At 61.9% G+C, this 23,109-nt stretch carries 16 protein-coding genes, 1 tRNA gene and 3 rRNA genes (1 of these 20 cut by a window edge); 13 read left to right on the top strand and 7 right to left on the bottom strand.

Annotated elements, in window-relative coordinates:
- From OC537_RS17910 to OC537_RS17860, 11 genes are all read left to right on the top strand, one after another.
- Window positions 1-1,882 (top strand): 23S ribosomal RNA (locus OC537_RS17910); it begins 1,008 nt to the left of the window's first position.
- 124 nt (window positions 1,883-2,006) lie between these two features.
- Window positions 2,007-2,121 (top strand): 5S ribosomal RNA (gene rrf / locus OC537_RS17905).
- 106 nt (window positions 2,122-2,227) lie between these two features.
- Window positions 2,228-2,303, top strand: a tRNA-Thr gene (locus tag OC537_RS17900).
- 22 nt (window positions 2,304-2,325) lie between these two features.
- Window positions 2,326-2,440, top strand: a 5S ribosomal RNA gene (gene rrf, locus OC537_RS17895).
- A gap of 155 nt (window positions 2,441-2,595) precedes the next feature.
- Window positions 2,596-3,561 (top strand): transcriptional regulator EbgR, encoded by a 966-nt coding sequence (gene ebgR, locus OC537_RS17890; protein ID WP_111913241.1) that lies wholly within the window; start codon window positions 2,596-2,598, stop codon window positions 3,559-3,561.
- 330 nt (window positions 3,562-3,891) lie between these two features.
- Window positions 3,892-6,978 (top strand): beta-galactosidase subunit alpha, encoded by a 3,087-nt coding sequence (gene ebgA, locus OC537_RS17885; protein WP_262113223.1) that lies wholly within the window; start codon window positions 3,892-3,894, stop codon window positions 6,976-6,978.
- Window positions 6,975-7,430: a beta-galactosidase subunit beta gene (locus OC537_RS17880; protein ID WP_262113221.1), complete on the top strand. Its 456-nt coding sequence runs from the start codon at window positions 6,975-6,977 to the stop codon at window positions 7,428-7,430. Before ebgA ends, OC537_RS17880 begins: the two co-directional genes overlap by 4 nt.
- Window positions 7,431-7,533: 103 nt before the next feature.
- Window positions 7,534-8,979 (top strand): amino acid permease, encoded by a 1,446-nt coding sequence (locus OC537_RS17875; RefSeq protein WP_262113219.1) that lies wholly within the window; start codon window positions 7,534-7,536, stop codon window positions 8,977-8,979.
- 76 nt (window positions 8,980-9,055) lie between these two features.
- Entirely contained in the window at window positions 9,056-9,394 is a 339-nt protein-coding gene (locus OC537_RS17870; RefSeq protein ID WP_162520097.1) for a tRNA-binding protein, read from the top strand.
- Between the two features lie 167 nt (window positions 9,395-9,561).
- Window positions 9,562-11,004 (top strand): amino acid permease, encoded by a 1,443-nt coding sequence (locus tag OC537_RS17865; protein ID WP_111913251.1) that lies wholly within the window; start codon window positions 9,562-9,564, stop codon window positions 11,002-11,004.
- Between the two features lie 268 nt (window positions 11,005-11,272).
- The gene (locus tag OC537_RS17860; RefSeq protein WP_262113215.1) at window positions 11,273-12,244 is read left to right on the top strand and encodes a bile acid:sodium symporter family protein; all 972 of its coding nucleotides are present in this window, start codon (window positions 11,273-11,275) and stop codon (window positions 12,242-12,244) included.
- A gap of 57 nt (window positions 12,245-12,301) precedes the next feature.
- Here OC537_RS17860 and ovoA read toward each other — a convergent pair whose 3' ends face one another.
- Window positions 12,302-14,452 carry a 5-histidylcysteine sulfoxide synthase gene (gene ovoA / locus OC537_RS17855; protein WP_262113213.1) on the bottom strand — a complete coding sequence of 717 codons (2,151 nt, stop codon included), beginning with the start codon at window positions 14,450-14,452 and terminating at the stop codon, window positions 12,302-12,304.
- A gap of 334 nt (window positions 14,453-14,786) precedes the next feature.
- Here ovoA and OC537_RS17850 point away from each other — a divergent pair, with 334 nt between their 5' ends.
- The gene (locus OC537_RS17850; protein ID WP_262113209.1) at window positions 14,787-15,509 is read left to right on the top strand and encodes a head GIN domain-containing protein; all 723 of its coding nucleotides are present in this window, start codon (window positions 14,787-14,789) and stop codon (window positions 15,507-15,509) included.
- A gap of 76 nt (window positions 15,510-15,585) precedes the next feature.
- Here the strand turns inward: OC537_RS17850 and OC537_RS17845 are convergent, their stop codons facing one another.
- From OC537_RS17845 to OC537_RS17835, 3 genes are all read right to left on the bottom strand, one after another.
- Window positions 15,586-16,092 (bottom strand): DinB family protein, encoded by a 507-nt coding sequence (locus OC537_RS17845; protein WP_262113205.1) that lies wholly within the window; start codon window positions 16,090-16,092, stop codon window positions 15,586-15,588.
- A gap of 82 nt (window positions 16,093-16,174) precedes the next feature.
- A complete protein-coding gene (gene fghA, locus OC537_RS17840; protein WP_234677390.1) occupies window positions 16,175-17,029 on the bottom strand; it encodes an S-formylglutathione hydrolase in 855 nt (284 codons plus the stop codon).
- Between the two features lie 52 nt (window positions 17,030-17,081).
- Window positions 17,082-18,209 (bottom strand): S-(hydroxymethyl)glutathione dehydrogenase/class III alcohol dehydrogenase, encoded by a 1,128-nt coding sequence (locus tag OC537_RS17835; protein ID WP_163156332.1) that lies wholly within the window; start codon window positions 18,207-18,209, stop codon window positions 17,082-17,084.
- A 119-nt stretch (window positions 18,210-18,328) separates the two neighbouring features.
- Here OC537_RS17835 and OC537_RS17830 point away from each other — a divergent pair, with 119 nt between their 5' ends.
- Window positions 18,329-19,234, top strand: coding sequence for a LysR substrate-binding domain-containing protein (locus OC537_RS17830; RefSeq protein ID WP_025325293.1), 906 nt, complete (start codon window positions 18,329-18,331; stop codon window positions 19,232-19,234).
- 58 nt (window positions 19,235-19,292) lie between these two features.
- On the opposite strand, the gene OC537_RS17825 is transcribed toward OC537_RS17830, so the two are convergent.
- The 3 genes from OC537_RS17825 to OC537_RS17815 form a co-directional block, all read right to left on the bottom strand.
- Complete coding sequence (locus OC537_RS17825) at window positions 19,293-20,258, bottom strand: ABC transporter permease (RefSeq protein WP_025325295.1); 966 nt, start codon at window positions 20,256-20,258, stop codon at window positions 19,293-19,295.
- A gap of 114 nt (window positions 20,259-20,372) precedes the next feature.
- A complete protein-coding gene (locus OC537_RS17820; protein ID WP_163137086.1) occupies window positions 20,373-21,491 on the bottom strand; it encodes an ABC transporter permease in 1,119 nt (372 codons plus the stop codon).
- Window positions 21,491-23,056: an ABC transporter ATP-binding protein gene (locus OC537_RS17815; protein WP_111913265.1), complete on the bottom strand. Its 1,566-nt coding sequence runs from the start codon at window positions 23,054-23,056 to the stop codon at window positions 21,491-21,493. Before OC537_RS17815 ends, OC537_RS17820 begins: the two co-directional genes overlap by 1 nt.
- Between the last annotated feature and the right edge of the window lie 53 nt (window positions 23,057-23,109).

Raw genomic sequence — 23,109 nt, 5'->3', positions numbered from 1 at the left:
AGTGGGAAACGATGTGGGAAGGCTCAGACAGCTAGGATGTTGGCTTAGAAGCAGCCATCATTTAAAGAAAGCGTAATAGCTCACTAGTCGAGTCGGCCTGCGCGGAAGATGTAACGGGGCTCAAACCAGGCACCGAAGCCGCGGATTCACACTTATGTGTGAGTGGTAGGGGAGCGTTCTGTAAGTCTGCGAAGGTGTGTCGAGAGGCATGCTGGAGATATCAGAAGTGCGAATGCTGACGTAAGTAACGATAAAGGGGGTGAAAAGCCTCCTCGCCGGAAGACCAAGGGTTCCTGTCCAACGTTAATCGGGGCAGGGTGAGTCGACCCCTAAGGTGAGGCCGAAAGGCGTAATCGATGGGAAGCAGGTTAATATTCCTGCACGACTTGTAATTGCGATGGGGGGACGGAGAAGGCTAGGTGGGCCAGGCGACGGTTGTCCTGGTGAAAGTGCGTAGGTGGTGTTTCTAGGCAAATCCGGAGACACAACACTGAGACACGAGACGAAGCCACTACGGTGGTGAAGCCATTGATGCCCTGCTTCCAGGAAAAGCCTCTAAGCTTCAGATTACAAGTCATCGTACCCCAAACCGACACAGGTGGTCGGGTAGAGAATACCAAGGCGCTTGAGAGAACTCGGGTGAAGGAACTAGGCAAAATAGAACCGTAACTTCGGGAGAAGGTTCGCTCTTGACAGTGAAGTCCCTTGCGGATGGAGCAGTTGGGAGTCGCAGTGACCAGATGGCTGGGACTGTTTATCAAAAACACAGCACTCTGCAAACACGAAAGTGGACGTATAGGGTGTGACACCTGCCCGGTGCCGGAAGGTTAATTGATGGGGTTAGCGCAAGCGAAGCTCTTGATCGAAGCCCCGGTAAACGGCGGCCGTAACTATAACGGTCCTAAGGTAGCGAAATTCCTTGTCGGGTAAGTTCCGACCTGCACGAATGGTGTAACCATGGCCATGCTGTCTCCACCCGAGACTCAGTGAAATCGAATTCGCCGTGAAGATGCGGTGTACCCGCGGCTAGACGGAAAGACCCCGTGAACCTTTACTACAGCTTGGCACTGAACATTGAACCTACATGTGTAGGATAGGTGGGAGGCTTTGAAGGCGTGACGCCAGTTGCGCTGGAGCCGTCCTTGAAATACCACCCTTGTATGTTTGATGTTCTAACGCAGGGCCCTGAATCGGGCTCGCGGACAGTGCCTGGTGGGTAGTTTGACTGGGGCGGTCTCCTCCCAAAGAGTAACGGAGGAGCACGAAGGTTGGCTAATCCTGGTCGGACATCAGGAGGTTAGTGCAATGGCATAAGCCAGCTTAACTGCGAGACGGACAGGTCGAGCAGGTACGAAAGTAGGTCATAGTGATCCGGTGGTTCTGAATGGAAGGGCCATCGCTCAACGGATAAAAGGTACTCCGGGGATAACAGGCTGATACCGCCCAAGAGTTCATATCGACGGCGGTGTTTGGCACCTCGATGTCGGCTCATCACATCCTGGGGCTGAAGTCGGTCCCAAGGGTATGGCTGTTCGCCATTTAAAGTGGTACGCGAGCTGGGTTCAGAACGTCGTGAGACAGTTCGGTCCCTATCTGCCGTGGGCGTTGGATGATTGAAGGGAGTTGCTCCTAGTACGAGAGGACCGGAGTGAACGAACCTCTGGTGTTCGGGTTGTCACGCCAGTGGCACTGCCCGGTAGCTAAGTTCGGAATCGATAACCGCTGAAAGCATCTAAGCGGGAAGCGAGCCCTGAGATGAGTCATCCCTGACCCCTTGAGGGTCCTAAAGGGCCGTTGGAGACCACAACGTTGATAGGTGGGGTGTGTAAGCGCGGCGACGTGTTGAGCTAACCCATACTAATTACCCGTGAGGCTTAACCATACAACACCCAAGAAGTGTTTCTGGCCTTGTAGCAAGTGCGTGAACTACTAACTAATTCAGTGATAGCGACGAGCCATTAAGGCCAAGTCGTTATTCACGTCAGCTTTCCGGATGAAGTTTTTTGCCTGGCGGCCATAGCGCCGTGGAACCACCTGATCCCATGCCGAACTCAGAAGTGAAACGCGGTAGCGCCGATGGTAGTGTGGCATTCGCCATGCGAGAGTAGGACACTGCCAGGCTTCAATTAAGCAATCACAGCGATGTGGTTGGTCGCGATACAACGTCAGGTTGTGTTGGACAGAAGATTTAGATAGCGCACACAGTGCGGTCTTTACCGGTTAGTGTGCTGATATGGCTCAGTTGGTAGAGCGCATCCTTGGTAAGGATGAGGTCCCCAGTTCGACTCTGGGTATCAGCACCATTATTAAGTAATACAGCTTTTGCCTGACGGCAATAGCGCCGTGGAACCACCTGATCCCATGCCGAACTCAGAAGTGAAACGCGGTAGCGCCGATGGTAGTGTGGCATTCGCCATGCGAGAGTAGGACACTGTCAGGCACCTATTTAGAAGAGGCCTCCCATTCGGGAGGCCTTTTTGCTTTGGGATTTTTTCGATCCAGGCTGGCTTCTTTTAGTAAAAATGCTGGGCTGTCAGCGGCTTGCCCGTTACTCTTGGTCAGGTATTGTCGGGAGTCATCGCCAGAGGAGTATGCATGGCCACGTTGAAGGAAATTGCACAGGAGGCGGGGGTGTCCCAGGCCACTGTGTCGCGGGTGCTCAATGAAGATCCGACGCTGAGCGTCAAGGAAGAGACCAGACAGAAGATCTTCGAGATTGCCGAGCGGCTGGAGTACAAGACCAGCAGCGCCCGCAAAGGGGTGCACAAGAGCAAGCTGCACTTTCTGGCGGTCTATGCCTATCCGCAGAGCACAGAGGTCAACGACCCCTACTATCTCGCCATTCGCTACGGCATCGAGACCCAGTGCGCCCGCTTCAACATAGAGCTGACCCATTTCTACAACGGCGCCGAGGGGCGTGAGCTCTCCGCCGTCGACGGCATCCTGGTTATCGGCCATCTGCCCGAAGAGCGGCTGGCTGCGCTCCATTCTCTCTCTGCCCAGCTGGTGTTCGTGGATTGCCGCTCCCAGGGGGAATTTGACTCCGTAGACGTGGATCTGGCGCTCATCAGCCAGCAGGTGGTGGACTTCTTCATCGCCCAGGGGCATGGCCGCATCGGTTATATAGGGGGTCAGGATGAGGCGCCGGATCTCCGTGAGCTGGCCTTCCTCGACTATGGCCAGCGACTGGGAGTGGTACAGGAGCACGACCTCTATCGCGGCGACTTCTCCAGCGCCTCCGGCTACCGACTGGCGAAAGAGATGCTGGCGGGGGACTGGCCCAAGGCGCTGTTCGTCGCCTCAGACTCCATCGCCATCGGCGTGCTGAGAGCCATCCACGAGAAGGGATTGGCCATTCCCCAGCAGATCGAGCTCATCAGCGTCAACGACATCCCGACCGCCAAGTTCACCTTCCCGCCGCTCTCCACGGTGCGGATCCACTCCGAATTGATGGGCTCCCAGGGAGTCAATCTGCTGGTCGAACGGCTGCGGGATGAGCGGGAAGTGCCGCTGCGGGTGCTGGTTCCCAGCCGCCTGACCCTGCGTGGTACTACGCGATAATTTTAGTAAAAAAAGATGTTCTGTAGTCGCGCCACTCCAGGTGGCGCGCCCCTATCTTTACCTTCCTGTGTTACCTTCCCGTGCTTCACCCTGTCCCCGTTATTCCATATAATATTGTTATATATAGGTAATTGCTTCACTCATTCCCGCTTCATCAACATTCATGCCATCCAGGCAGCTCTCTCTCCCTTTATCTTCTGCTTCTGATCTCGCTCACAAATCCAGCCATCTTGTGTGATGGGGTTAAAAGTTTACCGATCATTACCTGATATTTAGTAAATGTTTATCTAGAGTTTACCCAGTCAAAGTTGTCTTGTTCCGGGAGGACATGTGAATAACTGGGAAAACGTCCAATTCGTTGGTGAAAACAGGCTGGCTCCGCGCGCCTACTTCTTCTCTTATGCCGATCATGCGCTGGCGGCCACCATGCAGCGGGAGCTGAGCCGTCGCTTCCTCTCCTTGAGCGGCCAGTGGCAGTTCCACTACTTTGCGCACCCCCTGCTGGTGCCGGAAGACTTCTATCACAGCCCCATGAGCGGCTGGGGTCAGATTACAGTGCCTAACATGTGGCAGATGGAAGGGCATGGCAACCTGCAATACACAGACGAGGGCTTCCCCTTCCCCATAGACGTGCCCTTCGTGCCGAGCAACAACCCCACCGGCGCCTATCAGCGCAGCTTCGTACTGAGCCCGGCCTGGGATGGCGAGCAGGTGATCATCAAGTTTGATGGTGTGGAGACCTACTTCGAGGTCTATGTGAACGGCCACTATGTGGGCTTCAGCAAGGGGAGCCGCCTCACCGCCGAGTTCGATATCAGCGCCTACGCCAACATCGGCGAGAACCTGCTGTCGGTGCGGGTGATGCAGTGGGCTGACTCCACTTACATCGAAGATCAGGATATGTGGTGGATGGCGGGGATCTTCCGCGACGTCTATCTGGTGGGCAAACCGGCTGCCCACGTGCAGGACTTCTTCATCCGCACCGCGCTGGCCGATGACGATCAGATTGCCGGCCAGAGCGCCACCCTGAGCTGCGATATCCAGCTGGAGAATCTGGGGGCGCCTGCTCGTGATCACCGTCTGGTCTGGTCCCTGCTGGATCAGGGCAGCGAGATCGCCAGCGGCACGCTCGACCATCTCGCCATCGACGGCAAGCTCGACTGCCGCTTCACGCTGGATCTGGCCAACCCCCATCTGTGGAGTGCCGAAGACCCTTACCTCTATCAGCTGCAACTCTCCCTCTACAACGGTCAGGGCGAACTGCTGGAAGTGATCCCCCAGCGGGTCGGGGTGCGTGAAATCAAGGTCAAGGATGGCCTCTTCTACGTCAACGGCCACTATCTCAAGCTGCACGGGGTGAACCGCCACGACAACGATCACCTCAAGAGCCGCGCGGTCGGCATGGATCGGGTCGAGCGCGACATAGTGCTGATGAAGCAGCACAACCTCAACTCGGTGCGCACCGCCCACTACCCGAACGACCCGCGCTTCTACGAGCTGTGCGACCAGTACGGTCTGTTCGTGATGGCGGAGACGGACGTGGAGACCCACGGTTTTGCCAACGTCGGCGATCTCAGCCGCATCACCGACGACCCCTTCTGGGAGCCTGTGTTCGTGGACAGGATCGAGCGCCACGTGCACGCCCAGAAGAACCACCCCTCCATCATCATCTGGTCGCTCGGCAACGAGTCCGGCTACGGCTGCAACATCAGGGCCATGTACCAGCGCTGCAAGGCGATCGACCCGACCCGGCTGGTGCACTACGAAGAGGATCGCGATGCCGAGGTGGTGGATGTGGTGAGCACCATGTATTCCCGGGTCTCCCAGATGAACAGCTTCGGCGAGTTCCCGATGGACAAGCCACGCATCCTCTGCGAATACGCCCACGCCATGGGCAACGGCCCGGGTGGCCTCAGCGAATACCAGCAGGTGTTCGACCGCCATCCCCACATTCAGGGCCACTACATCTGGGAGTGGTGCGATCACGGCATTCTGGATCAGGACGAGCAGGGTCGCCCGGTTTACAAGTACGGCGGCGACTACGGCGACTACCCCAACAACTACAACTTCTGCATGGATGGCCTCATCTATCCGGATCAGACCCCGGGGCCTGGCCTGCGCGAATACAAGCAGGTGATCTGCCCGGTCAAGGTGCGGGTGCTGGATCTGGCCAGCGGTCGGCTTGAGCTGGAAAACCGCTACTGGTTCTCCAATCTCGACGACATCCGTCTGCTGGTCGAGGTGAAGGCCGAGGGCGAACTGCTGGCGAGCCAGCAGCTCCGTCTGGAAGGGATTGCCCCCGGTGCCACTACAGAGCTGCAGCTCGAGCTGCCTTCGCTCGATGGGCGTGAAACCTTCGTCCAGCTGCGGGTCATCAAGGCCACCGCCACCCGCTACAGTGCGGCAGAGCACGAGCTGGGTCAGTACCAGTTCCAGCTGAAAGAGTCGACCCGCCAGTTGCAGCCCTTTGCCAACCCCAACGCCACCCCGTTGCACATCGCCGACGAGCGCCTCGCGCTGACCCTGACTGGTTGCGGCTTTGCCCTGCGCTTCTCGCGCCTCGATGGCAAGCTGGTGAGCTGGCAGCAGGATGGTATCGAGCTGATTGAGCGCTCGCCGCGCCTCACCTTCTTCAAGCCGATGATCGACAACCACAAGCAGGAGTACGAGAGCCTGTGGCACCCGAACCACCTGCAGATCATGCAGGAGCACTTCCGCACTCTGAGCTGGCGTCAGCTGGGCGAGGCGGTCGAGGTGACGGTGGAGAGCCTGATAGCGCCGCCGGTGTTCGACTTCGGCATGCGCTGCCGCTACGTCTACACCCTGAGCCCGAACGGCCAACTGCACGTGGCCCTGTCCGGCCAGCCCTACGGCGGCTATGACGACATCATCCCCAAGATCGGCTTCGAGCTGGGTATTCGTCAGGATCTCGATCGGGTGCACTACCTTGGCATGGGCCCGGGCGAAAACTATCAGGACAGTCGCCAGAGCAACTGGATCGACTGCTTCCAGAGCACTGTGAGCGAGATGTGGGAGCACTACCCCTTCCCGCAGGACAACGGCAACCGCCAGCAGGTGCGCTGGGCAACCCTGACCAACCGTCACGGCGCCGGTCTCTACGTGCGGCCCGATGCCCCCATCAACCTGAGCGTCTGGCCCTACAGCTGGGAGCATATCCACGCGGCCCAACACATCAACGAGCTGGAACCGAGTGGCTATCTCACCCTCAATCTGGATCACAAGGTGCTGGGGCTGGGCTCCAACTCCTGGGGCTCAGAGGTGCTGGACTCCTGGCGGGTGCGCTTCGAGCCGTTCAGCTTCGGTCTGACCCTGCTGCCCATCGCCCGTGGCAACCTCAATCCGGCTGCGCTGGCCGGGCTCGATCTCAGCATCAACGGCGGGAGGAACCTCGCATGATCACCCTGGATAACCTGACCCAGTTCAAAAACATCTACCGGGAGGGCAAGAAGTGGGGCCGCTGCGTGGAGGCCATCAACAACCTGCCAAACCTCAAGCCCGGCATCTGCCACTCCATAGGCGACTCCCTCACCTACCGCTTGCAGGAGGGGGCCAGCCCGGCCACCTCACTGTTCGAGGGGCAGCGCCGCTACTTCGACGTCCACTACTACCTGGAAGGGGAAGAGATGGTGGAGTGGGCAGCCAAGCCGGATCTGCGGGTCGAGCAGGCCTATGACGACACCACAGATCGCGAGTGGCTGGCCGGCGAGGTGCGTGAGCGCCAGAAAGTCGGCAACGGGCAGGTGGTGATCTTCGAGAACGACGAAGCCTACCGGTTCACAGGCGACAGCCCTGTACGCAAGCTGATCATCAAGGTCACGGTCGAAGGCGGCTACTTCAAAAACAAATAACAAGCCGCTGTTTTTGCACTGATAAAAGCCGGAAGGGCGGGGCCACCCTACAACTCACGCCCCGCCTTTTGGCAGACAACAACTACAGGTCTGGAGATGCACCATGTCCGATTCCAAGCGGAATACGATAGGCAAGTTCGGTCTGCTGTCGCTCACCTTCGCGGCGGTATTCAGCTTCAACAACGTCATCAACAACAACATCGAGATCGGTCTGGCGTCGGCCCCCATGTTCTTTCTGGCCACCATTTTTTACTTCATTCCGTTCTGTCTGATCATCGCGGAATTCGTGTCACTGAATAAGAACTCCGAAGCGGGCGTCTATGCCTGGGTGAAGAGCTCCCTCGGCGGCCGCTGGGCCTTTATCTCCGCCTACACCTACTGGTTCGTGAACCTCTTCTTCTTCACATCCTTGCTGCCGCGGGTGATTGCCTACGCCTCCTATGCCTTCCTCGGCTACGAATACATTTTCACCCCGCTGGCGACCACTTTCTTAAGCATGGTGCTGTTCGCCTTTGCCACCTATGTCTCCACCAATGGCGCCAAGATGCTGGGCCCCATCACCTCGGTGACCTCGTCCCTGATGCTGCTGCTGACCCTCTCCTACATTCTGCTGGCAGGTGTGGCGTTAGTCGGTGGTGTACAACCGGCCGACCCCATCACGGTAGAAGCCATGGTCCCCGACTTCAGCTGGGCTTTCCTCGGCATCACCACCTGGATCTTCATGGCAGCCGGTGGCGCCGAGTCGGTGGCTGTCTACGTCAATGACGTCAAAGGGGGCTCCAAGTCCTTCGTGAAAGTGATCATCATCGCCGGCATCTTCATCGGCGTGCTCTACTCCATAGCGTCGCTTTTGATCAACGTCTTCGTGCCCGGCGACACCCTGAAATACACCGGCGGCTCGGTGCAGGTGTTCGAGGGGCTGGCGGTCTACTTCGGCTTGCCGGAGATCCTGATGAACCGCTTCGTCGGTCTGGTCTCCTTCACCGCCATGTTCGGCTCCCTGCTGATGTGGACGGCGACCCCGGTGAAGATCTTCTTCTCCGAGATCCCGGCCGGCATCTTCGGCAAGAAGACGGTCGAGCTTAACGAGAACGGCGTGCCCGCCCGCGCTGCCTGGATCCAATACCTCATAGTGCTGCCCCTGATGCTGATCCCGACTTTGGGCTCCAACACGGCGCAGGATCTGATGAACACCGTCATCAACATGACAGCCGCCGCCTCCATGCTGCCGCCGCTCTTCATCATGCTGGCCTACCTCAATCTGCGCCTGAAGCTGGATCACCTGCCGCGTGATTTCAAGATGGGCTCGCGCACCACAGGTATAGCCGTGGTCTCTGTGCTGATCGCCATCTTCTCGGTGGGCTTCCTCGCCTCCACCTTCCCGACCGGCGCCGACATCATGACCATCGTCTTCTACAACGTCGGCGGGATCGTGATTTTCCTCGGCTTCGCCTGGTGGAAGTACAACCGCTACGAAGCCTCCCTCAGCGCCGAAGCGCGCGCGAAAGAGGCCCAGCCGGCGGCCCAGGTCGCCATGCAGACACCATAAGCACTGCATTGAATTCCAATCAAACCGGGTGGCCGTTGGCCACCCGCAAACCGTTGAATCAGAAAAGGAAAAGAGAATGAGCGAGACGATCGAGTTTGCCGAATTCAAACGGGTCGAGATGAAGGTGGGCAAGGTGCTGGAGGTGGTGCGCCACCCCGGGGCCGACAAACTCTATATCGTCCAGATCGACGTGGGGGGTGAGCGGCCGCTGCAGACCGTCACCAGCCTGGTGCCCCATTACAGCGAAGAGGAGCTGCTGGGCAGCGAGGTGGTGGTGCTGACCAACTTGAAGCCCACCAGGATGCGCGGCGAGCGCTCCGAGTGCATGTTGCTCTGCGCCGAGACCCCGGACGAGAGCCAGAGCGTGCTGTTGCAGCCTCGCGTGCCGATGGCGCCGGGCACCCCCATCGTCTGAACCCCCAATTGAGCGCCGGTGCCGCAGGGCGGCGCCGGTTTGCCAACGAGGCCGCCCTGGCGGCCCGATCATAACAAGAGAGTAAATGGCGGGGCCGACAGACCCTTGCCGAACACATTCAGAGTCACAGCGTTACCCGCAGGGAGCGCGAGTCCATTGGAGGACATATGTCTGATTCAGTACGCGGCACCATAGGCAAGTTTGCCCTGTTGTCGATGACCTTTGCCGCCGTGTTCAACGTGCGCAACATCGTCAACAACAACATAGAGCTGGGGCTCAGCTCCGCCCCCATTTTCCTGCTGGCCACCCTCGTCTACTTCATCCCCTTCGTCTTCATCATCGCCGAGTTCGTCTCGGCCAATAAAGACTCCGAGTCGGGGATGTACGACTGGCTCAAGAAACCGCTGGGCACCCGTATGGCCTATCTGGGCTCCTTCCTCTACTGGTTCGTCAACCTGTTCTGGTTCGTCTCCCTGCTGCCGAACGTCATCGCCTACGCCTCCTACGCCATGCTGGGGTATGAGTACAGCTTCTCGCCGACCGTCACCTCTATCATCTCCATAGCGCTGTTCGCGGCGGCGACCCACATCTCCACCAAGGGGGCGAGCTGGCTCGGCAAGATTGCCGAACTGGTGGCCTACGGCGTCTTCGCCCTGTTCGCCATCTATGTGCTGGGCGCCCTGATGGCCCTCGGCGGTGACCATGTGGCGGCCCAGCCCATCACCCTGGAAGCCATGACCCCCACAGTCAACTGGGCGACGCTGGGCATCATGTGCTGGATCTTCCAGGCGGCGGGCGGTGCCGAAACGGCGGCGGCCTACCTCAATGACGTCAAGGGCGGCCAGAAGTCCTTCATCAAGGTGATCATCATCGCCGGTGTGGTCATAGGCGCCATGTATGCGCTGGGCTCCCTGCTGGTGAACGTCTTCGTGCCGCGGGAAAGCCTCACCTACGCCGGCGGCATGGTGGAGATCTTCACCGGCATGGCCCAGTACTTCGGGCTCTCCGAGACCCTGGTCGGCCGCGCGGTCGGGGTGGTGCTCTTCATCGCCATGTTCGGCTCCATGATGATGTGGACCTCGGCGCCGGTGAAGATCCACTTCTCCGAGATCCCCCAGGGGGTCTATGGCGACAAGACCACCCAACTCAACGAGCACGGGGTGCCGGTGCGCGCCGCCTGGTGGCAGTTTGTGTTCGTGTTCGTGATGCTGGTGGTCAACGGTTTCGGTTCCGAGTCGGTGCAGCAGATGATGAACACCGCCATCAACCTGACCGCCGGCACCGCCATGCTGCCGCCCATCTTCATCATGGTGGCCTACTTCGTGTTCCGCTGGAAACACGACGACACCCCCCGCGAGTTCCGCATGGGATCGCGCACCTTCGGCATGAGCGTGGTGTCGGTGTTGATCGCCATCTTCGTGGTGAGCATGAGTGCCTCCGCCTTCCCGGCCGGGGTGGATCTGGTGCGTGCCTTCTTCATCAACGTCTTCATGACGGCCGTCTTCTCGGCGCTGGCCTACTGGTGGATCTCCCGCTTCGAGAAGCGTCAGGCCCGCAAGCTGGCCGCCGGGGGCAAGGCGGGCGGCGACACCCTGGCCCGGCAGATCTGAGTGCCGACTGTGGTGCAGCGCGGGTGGCCTCTGGCCACCCGTTTTTTTGTCTCCTCGCCTGCCCTGGCCGCCCTGGGTGTTTAGTTTTAAAGCGCTAAAAACCAACTCGTTTAATTTCACTGAATGCTTGGGCCGTCGCTCAACTTTGCGCCTCCCTGTGTTCGGGGTAAGCTGGGGTTTCGTATCGAGGGTCGCCGTCAGAGGATGGCCCTCCTGTGCCCTGTCGTCCCCCATCCGGTGCGGGACGCGCTTTCCCTGGAGACTCCCCGTGCGTCTGGATCCCTTTACCTCTGTGCTTATTCTGGTGGTCACCCTGGCCTCCCTCTTTCCCTGCGAGGGCCAGGTGGCCGTCTGGTTCGCGCTGCTGACCAAGCTGGCGGTGGCGCTGCTCTTCTTCATGCATGGCGCCAAGCTGTCGCGCCAGAACCTGCTGGCGGGGCTCGGCCACTGGCGGCTCCACCTGGTGGTGATGGCCAGCACCTTCCTGCTATTCCCGCTGCTGGGGCTCTTGCTCACCCCGCTGGTGCCCCAGTGGCTGAGCCCGGCCATCTATCTCGGCTTCCTCTATCTGTGCGCCCTGCCCGCGACCGTGCAGTCGGCCATCGCCTTCACCTCCATGGCGGGGGGCAATGTGTCGGCGGCGGTGTGCAGCGCCTCGGCCTCCAGCATACTCGGCATCTTCCTCTCGCCTGTGCTGGTGGGGCTGATGATCAATGTTCAGGGGGAGGGGGTCGACACCTGGCACTCCATCCAGGCCATCATGGTGCAGCTGATGCTGCCCTTCGTGGTGGGCCACCTGTCGCGCCCCCTCATCGGCCGCTGGGTCGACAGCCACCGGCCGCTCATCGGCAAGCTGGATCAGAGCTCCATACTGCTGGTGGTCTATGTGGCCTTCAGCGAGGCCGTGGTGCAGGGGATCTGGCATCAGGTGGGTTGGTATGACTTGGCCAGCATAGTGCTGCTGAGCTGCGTGCTGCTGGCGCTGGTGCTGGCTTGGAACGTCTGGATCAGCCGCCGCCTCGGCTTCAACAAGGCGGACGAGATCACCATAGTCTTCTGCGGCTCCAAGAAGAGCCTGGCCAATGGGGTGCCCATGGCCAACGTCATGTTCCCGGCCGCCAGCGTCGGGGTCATGGTGCTGCCGCTGATGATCTTCCACCAGATCCAGCTGATGGTGTGCGCCGTGCTGGCCCGCCGCTATCGCGAGCAGGAGCCCCTGCCCCAGGTCCAGGAGGGATAAGCCTTTGGGCAAAAAGAGAGGGAGGCCATGGGCCTCCCTCTTTCGTTTGCCGCCCCCTCAGCGTTTGCGCCAGACGGTGAGCTGGGCCACCGTGTGCTGGTGCTTGCGGGCGGTTTCGCGGATGACGAAGGGGACGTCTCGCGGCGGGCACAGCTCCTCGAACTCCGCCGCCAGCAGCCGTTGCAGTGCCTGATGGGTGGAGAGGGCCTCGCCGTTCTCCCGGATGCCGCCGAGCCAGTTCGCCTTGGGGGTGTAGTCGGTCAGCCAGGTGTAGGGGCTGGTGAGCACCAGCAGGCCGCCGCTGCGCAGTCTGGGAGCAATGTCCCGCAGGAAGCGGGCGGGTTCGCGCAGCCGGTCGATCAGGTTGGAGGCGAGCACCAGATCGTAGTGCTCGTACTTGGGCTTGAGGTTGCAGGCATCCCCCTGGCTGAAGTGGACCCGTTCGGCCTGCTCGCGGCCGAGATCATGGCTGGAGAGGCGCGCCTCGCAATACTCCACCAGATCCCCCTCCAGGGGCAGGGCATAGCGGAAGCTGTCCTGGCTGGCGAGGGCGAGGGCCACGTCGATGAAGCGGGCCGAGTAGTCCACCCCGTCCACGTGCTGGAAGTGGCGGGCCAGCTCGAAGCTGGCGCGGCCGGTGGCGCAGCCGATGTCCAGCGCCCGTTCATGGCGGCTGCACAGCTCGCTGGCGAGGCTGGCCAGGGTCTGGGCGTAGTTGGCCACCCCGAAGTGGGTCGGGCCGTACTGGAAGTCGAGGTATTGCGCCACCAGGGCGTCGGTTTCATAAGGATTCACTGTGATGGCTTCCTGATAGCGTGAGACCAGATAGCGGAAGCCCGCATGCTGGAAGAAGTGGCGACGGAAGGCGTAGCGGGACGACTTGAGCGCCTCGTTGCCCGTGCTTATCCAGCTGCCGCCCTTGATGAGGCTGTGCTTGCCATCGAAGGTGGGGGTGGAGAAGTCATCGTAGAGCGGGTGCACCTTGAACCCCTCGAAGCCGTCGATGGCGGTGCTGGTCCACTGCCAGACGTTGCCCACCAGATCGAAGAAGTCGCCCTGGGGGCAGGCATCCACCGGGCAGGAGGAGGCGAAGCGGGCCAGGTTGATATTGCCGGGGGCTTCCAGCCAGTCCGGCTGATCCCCGGGCAGCAGCTCGCGCAGCAGCATCCACTCCCCCTCGCTCGGCAGCTGTATGGGCAGGCCGGTCTGGGCCGCCTTCCAGCGGCAGAAGGCGGCCGCCTCCAGCTGATTCACCTCGGCGGGCCAGTCCCAGGGCAGGGGGACCTGCTCTGTCATCAGCCGTAGTTGCAGTTGCTCGGGCTCGTTGGGGTCGCCGACCCAGAAGCTGGGCATGCGCGCCTTGGCATACTGGCACCAGCCCCAGCCCTCGTCGTCCCACCAGGCCCGGGTCTCATAGCCGCCCGCCTGCACGAAGGGGAAGTACTCGGCATTGCTCACCAGCATGCGGCTGGCCTGGAAGGGGGCCAGCTCGATATGGCGCTCGCCATATTCGTTGTCCCAGCCGTAGGTGGCGTCCTGCTTGCCGAGGCGCACCCGACCTCCCGCCACCGGCAGCAGGCTGTTGGCGGGCACCTGGTCGCGCCTGTGGCGGGCCTGGGTGCAGGCGGGCCAATAGGGCTGCGGCTGCACCCAGGCCAGGGGCAGCTGGCGGATCAGCACGCTGGAGGTCTCCAGGTGGATGCGCTCGTGCTCTATCCCCATCAGGATGACCCAGGCCGGGCTCTGCCAGTCGATGGGCAGTGCGATCGGCATACGCTCGATGAAATCACACACCAGGGCGCGCACGCGGCCACGGTAGGCGCGCAGTTCGGCCACCGCGGGCCAGTCGTAGTGGGTCTCGTCCAGATCGTCCCAGCTCATCTCGTCCACGCCGATGGCCACCATGGCCTCGATGCGGGGATCGAGGCGCCGGTCGATGAGGTTGGCCGCCAGCAGCTTGTTGACGAAGAAGGCGGCGGTGTGGCCGTAGTAGAAGATGAGGGGGTGGCGCAGGGGGATCGCCTTGTTGAACCAGGCCCGCTCATCGGCCAGGCAGTCAAACAGGCTGTCGTAGAGATCGAAGGTCTGACAGAAGTAGTCGAGCAGCTCGCGGCGCTTGTGCTCGGGATCGTCGCCGCCGAGCAGCGGGGTGCGGGTCGGGGCTGGCAGGCCCTCTGGGCTGGCGAATGGATGGCTGACTTGGGTCACGCTCTGACTCCTTGTTGGCAGTGACAAATGCTTAGGTGGAGAGCTCTATACGCACAAGGTATCACTATTGGCTCAACAGACCGGGGCGGCAACCAAAAACTGTCGGTACTTGTTGTCATGGCGGCTACTCGCCAGGTAGGTGAATTCCCATTTGGGTATGGCCAATTTCACCACTATATAGTCAGAATGGCGCGTTACAGTCTGATGGCTCTGGTAATTAAAATAATAAAAAAACATAAAAATCATGCAGTTGAGATTATGGCATGAGGATTGCCATCTTGATTCCCGGATGAGTACAGACAGGCCGGACAGGGCCATCAACAAGGAGAGAGAAATGAAGTGGATGCTGGGAGTGATGCTGGCCCTGGGGCTCGGTGGTTGCAGCAAGTTGGATAATACCAAGGTGAGCGGTGACGGCGCCGTCATCGAGCAGCGCCACCCCCTGGGTCAGCAGGTGACCCGGGTGCTGGCCGGGGTGCCCGCCAACATCCATCTGGTGGCGGGGGCGGCGAGCGGTATCCACATCCGGGGGCAGGGGAACCTGCTGCCCTACCTGGAGCTGACCGAGAAGGGCGACAAGCTGGAGATAGAGGTGAAGGAGGGTTACCGGCTCGAGCCCCCCGAGCCCATCGATATCACCATCACCCTGCCCAAGGTGGAAGAGCTGGCGCTGGCGGGTCTGGCTCGCGGCGATCTGAGCGGTTTTTCGGGAGATGAGCTGGTACTGTCGGTGGCCGGCCTGGGGGATATAGTCGCCAGCCAGCTGGCACTGGATCGACTGGAGGGCAATATTGCCGGTGCGGGCAGCCTGGATCTGGGGGAGGGCTCGGCCAGGGAAGTGGAGCTCAATATCGCCGGTGCCGGTGGCGTGTCGGGCGCGCAGTTCAAAGGAGAGGAGGTCGAGGTCAATATCGCCGGCAGTGGCGACGTAGCAGTGAATGCCAGCGAGTTGCTGAAGGTCGGCATCGCCGGCTCCGGCTCGGTCAGCTATCTGGGCAACCCCAGGCTGGAGAGCGAGATCGCAGGGTCCGGCGCCATCTCCCGTGCAGGAAGCTGAGTATCCGGCTCGATTACAGCTAAATAACAGGCCCATGCAGGGCCTGTTTTGTTATCCATGGTCGCGCAGCTTTATCTCACTCGAGAGGCAGCGCGAGCTCCAGATCTGCATTGAGCCGCATCAACAGCCACTGCATGCCGGCGAGGTGCTGGTGGTCGTGGCTGACGAGCAGGCGCACCAGACCGTCCAGGGTCACCTCCCCATAGTCGCCATAGCGGGCGCGCCGCGCCCAGGCACTGGAGGGCAGCGCCTTGAGCCAGTCCACTGTCTGCAGGCGGGCGCTGCGAAAGCGGTCCAGCTGCACCGCGGTATCCTGCAACGGGTACTGGTTGTCTCGCGCCAGTTGATAGCCATCGAGGGAGGCCAGCGCGGGCAGGCTCTCTTCCAGGGTACGGCGAAAGCGCAGCTGATAGCCCTGGGTCTCTATGTCCAGCAGGTGGCAGAGGTGCCCCCGGGCGCTGAAACGCTCGGCTGGGGTCCCGGCCCAGTTTGCGGGTTCCCAGTCCAGCTGGTCGGCGGGCACCTGTGCCAGCAGTCGTTCGAACTGGTCCGGCATGGCCAGCAGCGTGGTGAAGAGCGTCATCCTTGTCTCCCTGTTCCTTGGCTCATCTGGGTCGCCCGCCTCATGAGGGGCGGGCGACCATGGGGGCTTGTCTGGCCCCTCGTCAGCCCTGGGCCGGTTCACCGAGGTGGCTGGCGTGAAAGCGCAGGTGCTCCTCGATGAAGCTCGCCACGAAGTAGTAGCTGTGGTCATAGCCGGCATGGCGATGAAGCGCCAGGGGCCACTCCTTGGCGGTCGCAATCTCGGCCAGGGCGTCTATGCCGAGTTGCTCCGCCAGGAAGGGATCGTCCAGTCCCACGTCTACCCGGGTCGGCAGGGGCTGGCTGTCGTGGTGACGCAGCAGCTGGCAGGCGTCCCACTCCTGCCACAGCAGGGGATTGTTGCCGAGGTAGGCGCCGAGGGCCTTCTGGCCCCAGGGGGCGCGGCTCGGGTGGCTGATGGGGCTGAAGGCCGACACCGAGCGGTAGCGGCCGGGTTCGCGCAGGGCGGCGATGAGCGCCCCGTGGCCCCCCATGGAGTGACCGCTGATGGCGCGCCGGGTCGAGACCGGGAAGTGGGTCTCGATGAGCTCGGGCAGCTCCCGGGTGACGTAGTCATACATCTGGTAGTGGGCCCGCCAGGGGTGCTGGGTGGCGTTGACATAGAAGCCGGCCCCCATGCCGAGATCGTAACCGGGATCGTCCGGTACCCCCTCGCCGCGCGGGCTGGTGTCCGGTGCCACCAGGGCGATGCCGAGCTCGGCGGCGATGCGCTGGGCCCCCGCCTTCTGCATGAAGTTCTCGTCGGTGCAGGTGAGGCCGGAGAGCCAGTAGAGCACGGGCACCTTCTGGCCGGTGAGGGCCTGGGGCGGCAGGTAGATGGCGAAGCGCATCTCGCAGCCCTGCACTGTGGAGCTGTGGCGATACTGCTTGTGCCAGCCACCGAAGCTTTTGTTGCTGCTGATGATGTCCAGATTCATCGAAGGACTCCTCTGCCCCGCCCATTCATCGATGGGCGGGGCTGTGATGGGATCAGTAGTGGATGACGGTGCGGATGCTCTTGCCTTCGTGCATCAGATCGAAGGCTTCGTTGATCTGCTCGAGGGGCATGGTGTGGGTGATGAAGTCGTCCAGCCGGAACTCACCCTGCATGTAGCGCTGCACATAGCTCGGCAGTTCGCTGCGACCGCGCACCCCGCCGAAGGCGCTGCCGCGCCAGACCCGGCCTGTGACCAGCTGGAAGGGACGGGTGCTGATCTCCTGACCGGCACCGGCCACCCCTATGATGACAGACTCGCCCCAGCCCTTGTGGCAGCATTCGAGCGCCGCGCGCATTACCTTGACGTTGCCGATGCACTCGAAGGAGAAGTCGACGCCGCCGTCGGTCATCTCGACGATCACCTCCTGGATGGGCTTGTCGTAATCGTTCGGGTTGATGCAGTCGGTGGCGCCGAGCTTGCGGGCCAGCTCGAACTTGCTCTCGTTGATGTCGATGGCGATGATGCGGCCGGCCTTGGCCAGGCGGGCGCCGATCACGGCGGAGAGGCCTATGCCCCCCAGCCCGAAGATGGCGACGCTCTCACCCTCTTTGACCTTGGCGGTGTTCATCACGGCGCCTATGCCGGTGGTGACGCCGCAGCCGAGCAGGCAGACCTCTTCCAGCGGGGCGGCCGGGTCCACCTTGGCGATGGAGATCTCGGGCAGCACAGTGTATTCGCTGAAGGTGGAGGTGCCCATGTAGTGATAGATGGGCTGGCCGTCCTTGGAGAAGCGGGTGGTGCCGTCCGGCATCAGCCCCTTGCCCTGGGTAGAGCGGATCTTCTGGCACAGGTTGGTCTTGCCGGACTTGCAGAACTTGCACTCGCCGCATTCCGGGGTGTAGAGCGGGATCACGTGATCGCCGACCTTGACGCTGGTGACGCCCTCGCCGACGGACTCGACTATGCCGCCCCCCTCATGGCCCAGGATGCAGGGGAAGACCCCTTCCGGATCTTCGCCGGACAGGGTGAAGGCATCTGTGTGGCAGACGCCTGTGGCGACTATGCGCACCCGCACCTCACCGGCCTGGGGTGGCATGACTTCCACCTCTTCGATGGAGAGGGGCTGGCCCGGGCCCCAGGCGATAGCGGCCTTGCACTTGATGCTTTGAACCTGTGCCATGAATGATGTCCTCGTGGTTGTGTGGGTGAACGGAAATGGGTTCGGACATTCAGTGTAGTTTCCCGCCGATTTGGTGATAATAAGGCTAAGTATCAAATCACTTTTACACATAGGTAATAATGTTCGGCTGGGAAGGGGTCTGTGAATTTGTCAGCGTGGCGGAGCAGGGGGGCTTTACCCCGGCGGCGCGCAAGCTGGGGGTCTCGGTGGCCCAGGTCAGCCGCCAGGTGGCGCAGCTGGAGGACAGGCTGCAGGCCAAGCTGCTGCTGCGCACCACCCGCCAGGTGCGGCTCACCGAGCTCGGCGAGATCTACTTTCGCCACTGTCGCCAGCTGCTGGACAACCTCTACGAGGCGGAGCTGGCACTGGGGCGCCATCAGGCGGTGCCCCAGGGCACCCTGCGCATCACGGCCCCGGTCTCCTACGGCGAGAGCCGCATAGCGCCGTTGGTGAACGACTTCATGGTGCGCTTCCCCCAGCTGGAGGTGACACTCAACCTCACCAACCAGTTGCTGGATCTGGTGCACGAGGGGTTCGATCTGGCGATCCGCCTCGGCCACCTCAAGGATTCGACCCTGGTGGCGCGCAAGCTGGCGCAGCGGGTACCCTATGTGTGTGCCTCCCCCGCCTATACCGCCCGCCACGGCATGCCCAACAGCCTCTCCGAGCTGGCCCGCCACCACTGTCTGGTGGGCAATGGCGACGAGTGGCACTTCACCCTGGACGGTAAACCCCACAGCGTGCGGGTACGCGGCCTGCTCCACTGCAACAGCGGCCATGCCCTGCTGGACGCGGCGCTCAAGGGGATAGGCATCATCCAGTTGCCGGACTACTACGTGAGCGAGCACTTGGCCCGGGGGGAGCTTATCGAGCTGCTGCCGGAGCTGCGGGCGCCGCAGGAGGGGATCTGGGCCCTCTATCCCCACAACCGCCACCTCTCCCCCAAGGTGCGGCTGCTGGTGGACTATCTGGCCGAGCGGCTCAGCGATCCCGCCCAGCCAGCGCTGGTGCGCCCCATCGGCTGAGCCCGCCCCGAAAAAGAGAAGGCCCGCTGGTGCGGGCCTTCTTGTTTGGGCGGGAGTGCTATTCCCGCTCCTTGACGTAGGGGGTGCCGAGCGCCTTGGGGGCCACCGCCTTGCCGATGAAGCCGGCCAGCAGGAAGACCGTCAGTATGTAGGGTAGCGCCTCGATCGCCTGCACCGGGATCGGGAAGTCGCCGATGCTGACCCCCTGCAACCGGATGGCGACGGCGTCGAGGAAGCCGAACAGCAGACAGGCCGCCATGGCGTTCCAGGGGCGCCACTTGCCGAACACCAGCGCCGCCAGCGCCATGAAGCCCTTGCCCGCGCTCATGTTGGGAATGAACTGGGCGGTCTGGGCCACCGCCAGATAGGTGCCCCCGATCCCGGCCAGCAGACCGCCTATGATGAGCGCCGTGTAGCGCATCCGCACCACTGAAATACCTGCGGTATCCACCGCCGCCGGGGCCTCGCCTACCGCCCGCAGCCGCAGGCCGAAGCGGGTGCGGAACAGCACCCACCAGGCCAGGGGCACGGCGGCGAACGCCACGTACTCCAGCAGGGAGTGACCGCTCAGGAGCTCGCTGTAGAGCTGGCCGATGACGGGCACGTCATAGAGCTCCTTGGCGAAGGGCAGGTCGATGGGGGCGAAGCGGGCATCGCCGGAGAGCGCCGGGGTCTGGCCGCCCTGATCGAACCAGTAACGGCCCAGGGTGACGGTCAGACCGGCCGCCAGTATGTTGATGGCCATGCCGCTCACCACCTGATCACCGCGGTGGGTGATGGTGGCGAAGCCGTGCAGCAGGGCGAACAGGATGGAAACCCCCACCCCGGCACCCAGCCCAATCCAGGCGGAACCGGAGACGGCGGCCGCGGCCGCACTGGCGAAGGCCGCCGCCAGCAGCTTGCCTTCCAGGGCTATGTTGACCACCCCGGAGCGTTCGCAAAACATGCCCGCCATGGCCGCCAGAATAAGCGGCGGCGCTGTACGAATGGTGGCGTCCAGCATCAGGATCAGCATTTCAAACATGGCTTGGACTCCCTTCGGCTCGCAAAACATTCCTGTCATCCATGGCCGCCAGAATGAGCGGCGGTGCGGTACGAATGGTGGCGTCCAGCATCAGGATCAGCATTTCGAACATGATCAGACTCCCTTCACTTGTGCGGTTGAGCGGTTGGCAAACGCCAGGTAGGCCTGCTCGATGCGCGGACGCAGCATGTGCTCAAGGGCGCCGCAGAACAGGATCACCAGACCCTGCAGCACCACCACTATGTTGCGATCCACCCCGAACTCGAAGCTGAGCTCGGCGCCACCCTGATAGAGGAAGCCGAACAGCAGGCTGGCGATGATGACGCCGACCGGATGGTTGCGACCCATCAGGGCCACCGCTATGCCGGTGAAGCCGAAGCCTTCCACGAAGTTGAGCTTGATCTGGTGCAGCTCACCCTGCAGCACGTTGAGGGCGAAGAAGCCCGCCAGCATGCCGGAGATCACCATGGCCAAGATCACCACCTTGGGGTAGGAGATGCCCGCATAGGCGGAGGCGCTCTGACTGGCCCCCACCGAGCGGATCTCGTAGCCCCAGCGGGTATGCCAGATGAAGACCCACACCAGGGCCGCACAGATCAGCGCCCAGACGAAGCTGATGTTGAGGGGGCTGTTGGGCATCTCCATGCCGAAACCGGCCGCCAGCTCGCTCATCTTCGGCAGCCAGCTCGCCACGGCGAACACCTTGCTCTCTGTGGCCATGGATCCTGGCGGCTTGAACACATCGACCAGCAGGTAGGCCATCAGGGAGGCGGCGATGAAGTTGAACATTATGGTGGTGATGACGATGTGGCTGCCCCGCTTGGCTTGCAGCCAGGCCGGGATAAAGGCCCAGGCCGCACCGAACAGGCCACCGGCTATGATGGCGAGCGGCAGCAGCAGAGCAAACGGCAACACGTCCCCGAGCAGCAGACAGACCAGCCCGACGCCCAGGCCGCCGATATAGGCCTGGCCCTCACCGCCGATGTTGAATAGCCCGGCGTGGAAGGCCACCGCCACCGCCAGACCGGTGAAGATGAAGCCGGTAGCGTAGTAGAGGGTGAAGCCTATCCCCTCGCCGGTGCCGAAGGCGCCGTACCACATGATCTCGGCGGCATCGACCGGGTTGATGTCGAGGTAATAGAACAAGATGGCCGACACCAGGAAGGCCAGCAGTATATTGACCGCGGGCAGCACGCCCACGGAGATCCAGGCAGGAATACGTACTTGGCTCATCAGTGGGCCTCCTTGGCAATCTCGTCAGGCACTATGTTAGCCATCATAAGACCTATGGTGCGCTCATCCGCCTTGGCACCGTCCAGCTCGCCGACGATGCGGCCGTCGGCGATGACCAGGATGCGGTCAGACAGGCTCATGATCTCGTCGAGCTCCACCGACACCAGCAGCACCGCCTTGCCCTTGTCGCGCATGGCGATGATCTGCTGGTGGATGTACTCGATGGCGCCGATGTCGACGCCCCGGGTCGGCTGACCGACCAGCAGCACATCCGGGTCCTGTTCCACTTCCCGGGCGATCACCAGCTTCTGCTGGTTGCCGCCGGAGAAGTTCGCCGTCTTGTGTTCCGGGCTCGGCGGGCGCACGTCCCACTTCTCCATCTTGGCCTGGCAATCCTGGCGGATCGCCTCCTTGTCCTGCAGCCAGCCCTTGTTGTATTGCGGGCGGCGGTGATAACCGAGGATGAAGGCCTCTTTCGCCTCGAAGCGATTGATCAGCCCCATCTTGTGCCTGTCTTCGGGGATGTGGCCGAGGCCGAAGTTGCGCACCCGCTCCGGATCGGCCGGATGGGTCAGGCTCACCTCGTGGCTCTGGGCGTCACCCGAGATGGTGAAGCTGCCCTTGCTGGGCTGAAGGATGCCGCCGAGCAGGCTGAGCAGCTCGGACTGACCGTTGCCGGAGACCCCGGCGATGCCGACCACTTCCCCGGCCCGCACCGCGAAGCTGACGGACTTGACCCGTTCCACCCCGGCGTCATCGACGTAAGAGAGGCCATCGACCTTGAGCTTGGCCTCGCCCGGCTGGGCTGTGCCCTTGTCGACCTTGAGGCGCACCTTGCGGCCCACCATCAGCTCGGCGAGCTGCTCCTTGTCGGTATCCTTGGTGGCGACGTGGGCCACCATCTCGCCCCGGCGCATGATGGAGACCTGATCCGTGATGGCCAGGATCTCCCGCAGCTTGTGGGTGATGAGGATGATGGTCGCGCCCTGATCCCGCAGCTTTTTCAGCACCTCGAACAGGTGATCCGCCTCTTGCGGGGTCAGCACCCCGGTCGGTTCGTCGAGGATCAGGATGCGGGCGCCGCGATAGAGCGCCTTGAGGATCTCGACCCGCTGTTGCAGGCCCACCGGCAGATCCTCGATCTTCTCGTGCAGCGGCACCTCGAGACCATAGTCCCGGGCCAGCTCGCCGAGCAGTTTCTCGGCCGCCGCCAGGCTCTTGCCCAGGTGCCAGCCGTTTTCCGCGCCGAGGATGACGTTCTCCAGCACGGTGAAGTTGTTCACCAGCATAAAGTGCTGGTGCACCATGCCCACGCCTGCGGCAATCGCATCTTGTGAGCCATGGGGTTTGAAGGGGTTACCGTCGATGAGCATCTCGCCTTTGTCGGCGTGATAGAAGCCGTAGATGATGCTCATCAGGGTCGACTTGCCGGCGCCATTTTCGCCGACTATGCCGTGAATGCTGCCTTTTTGAACCTGAAGGTCGATCTGCTTGTTGGCGTACACTTCGCCGAACCGCTTATCGATACCTCTTAATTCGATGGCATAGCGATCTGTCTGGTCCATGATGCAGTCCTTGCGGGTCATGAAGTAGAGACTAAAAACCGGCCCGTGCGGGC

It is taken from the genome of Aeromonas sp. Marseille-Q5825 (genome assembly GCF_946892685.1).
In the GTDB taxonomy this organism is placed as follows: Bacteria; Pseudomonadota; Gammaproteobacteria; order Enterobacterales; family Aeromonadaceae; genus Aeromonas; species Aeromonas rivipollensis.
The sequence above is the reverse complement of the archived record's forward strand: the minus strand, read 5'-3'. Positions and strand labels throughout refer to the sequence as shown.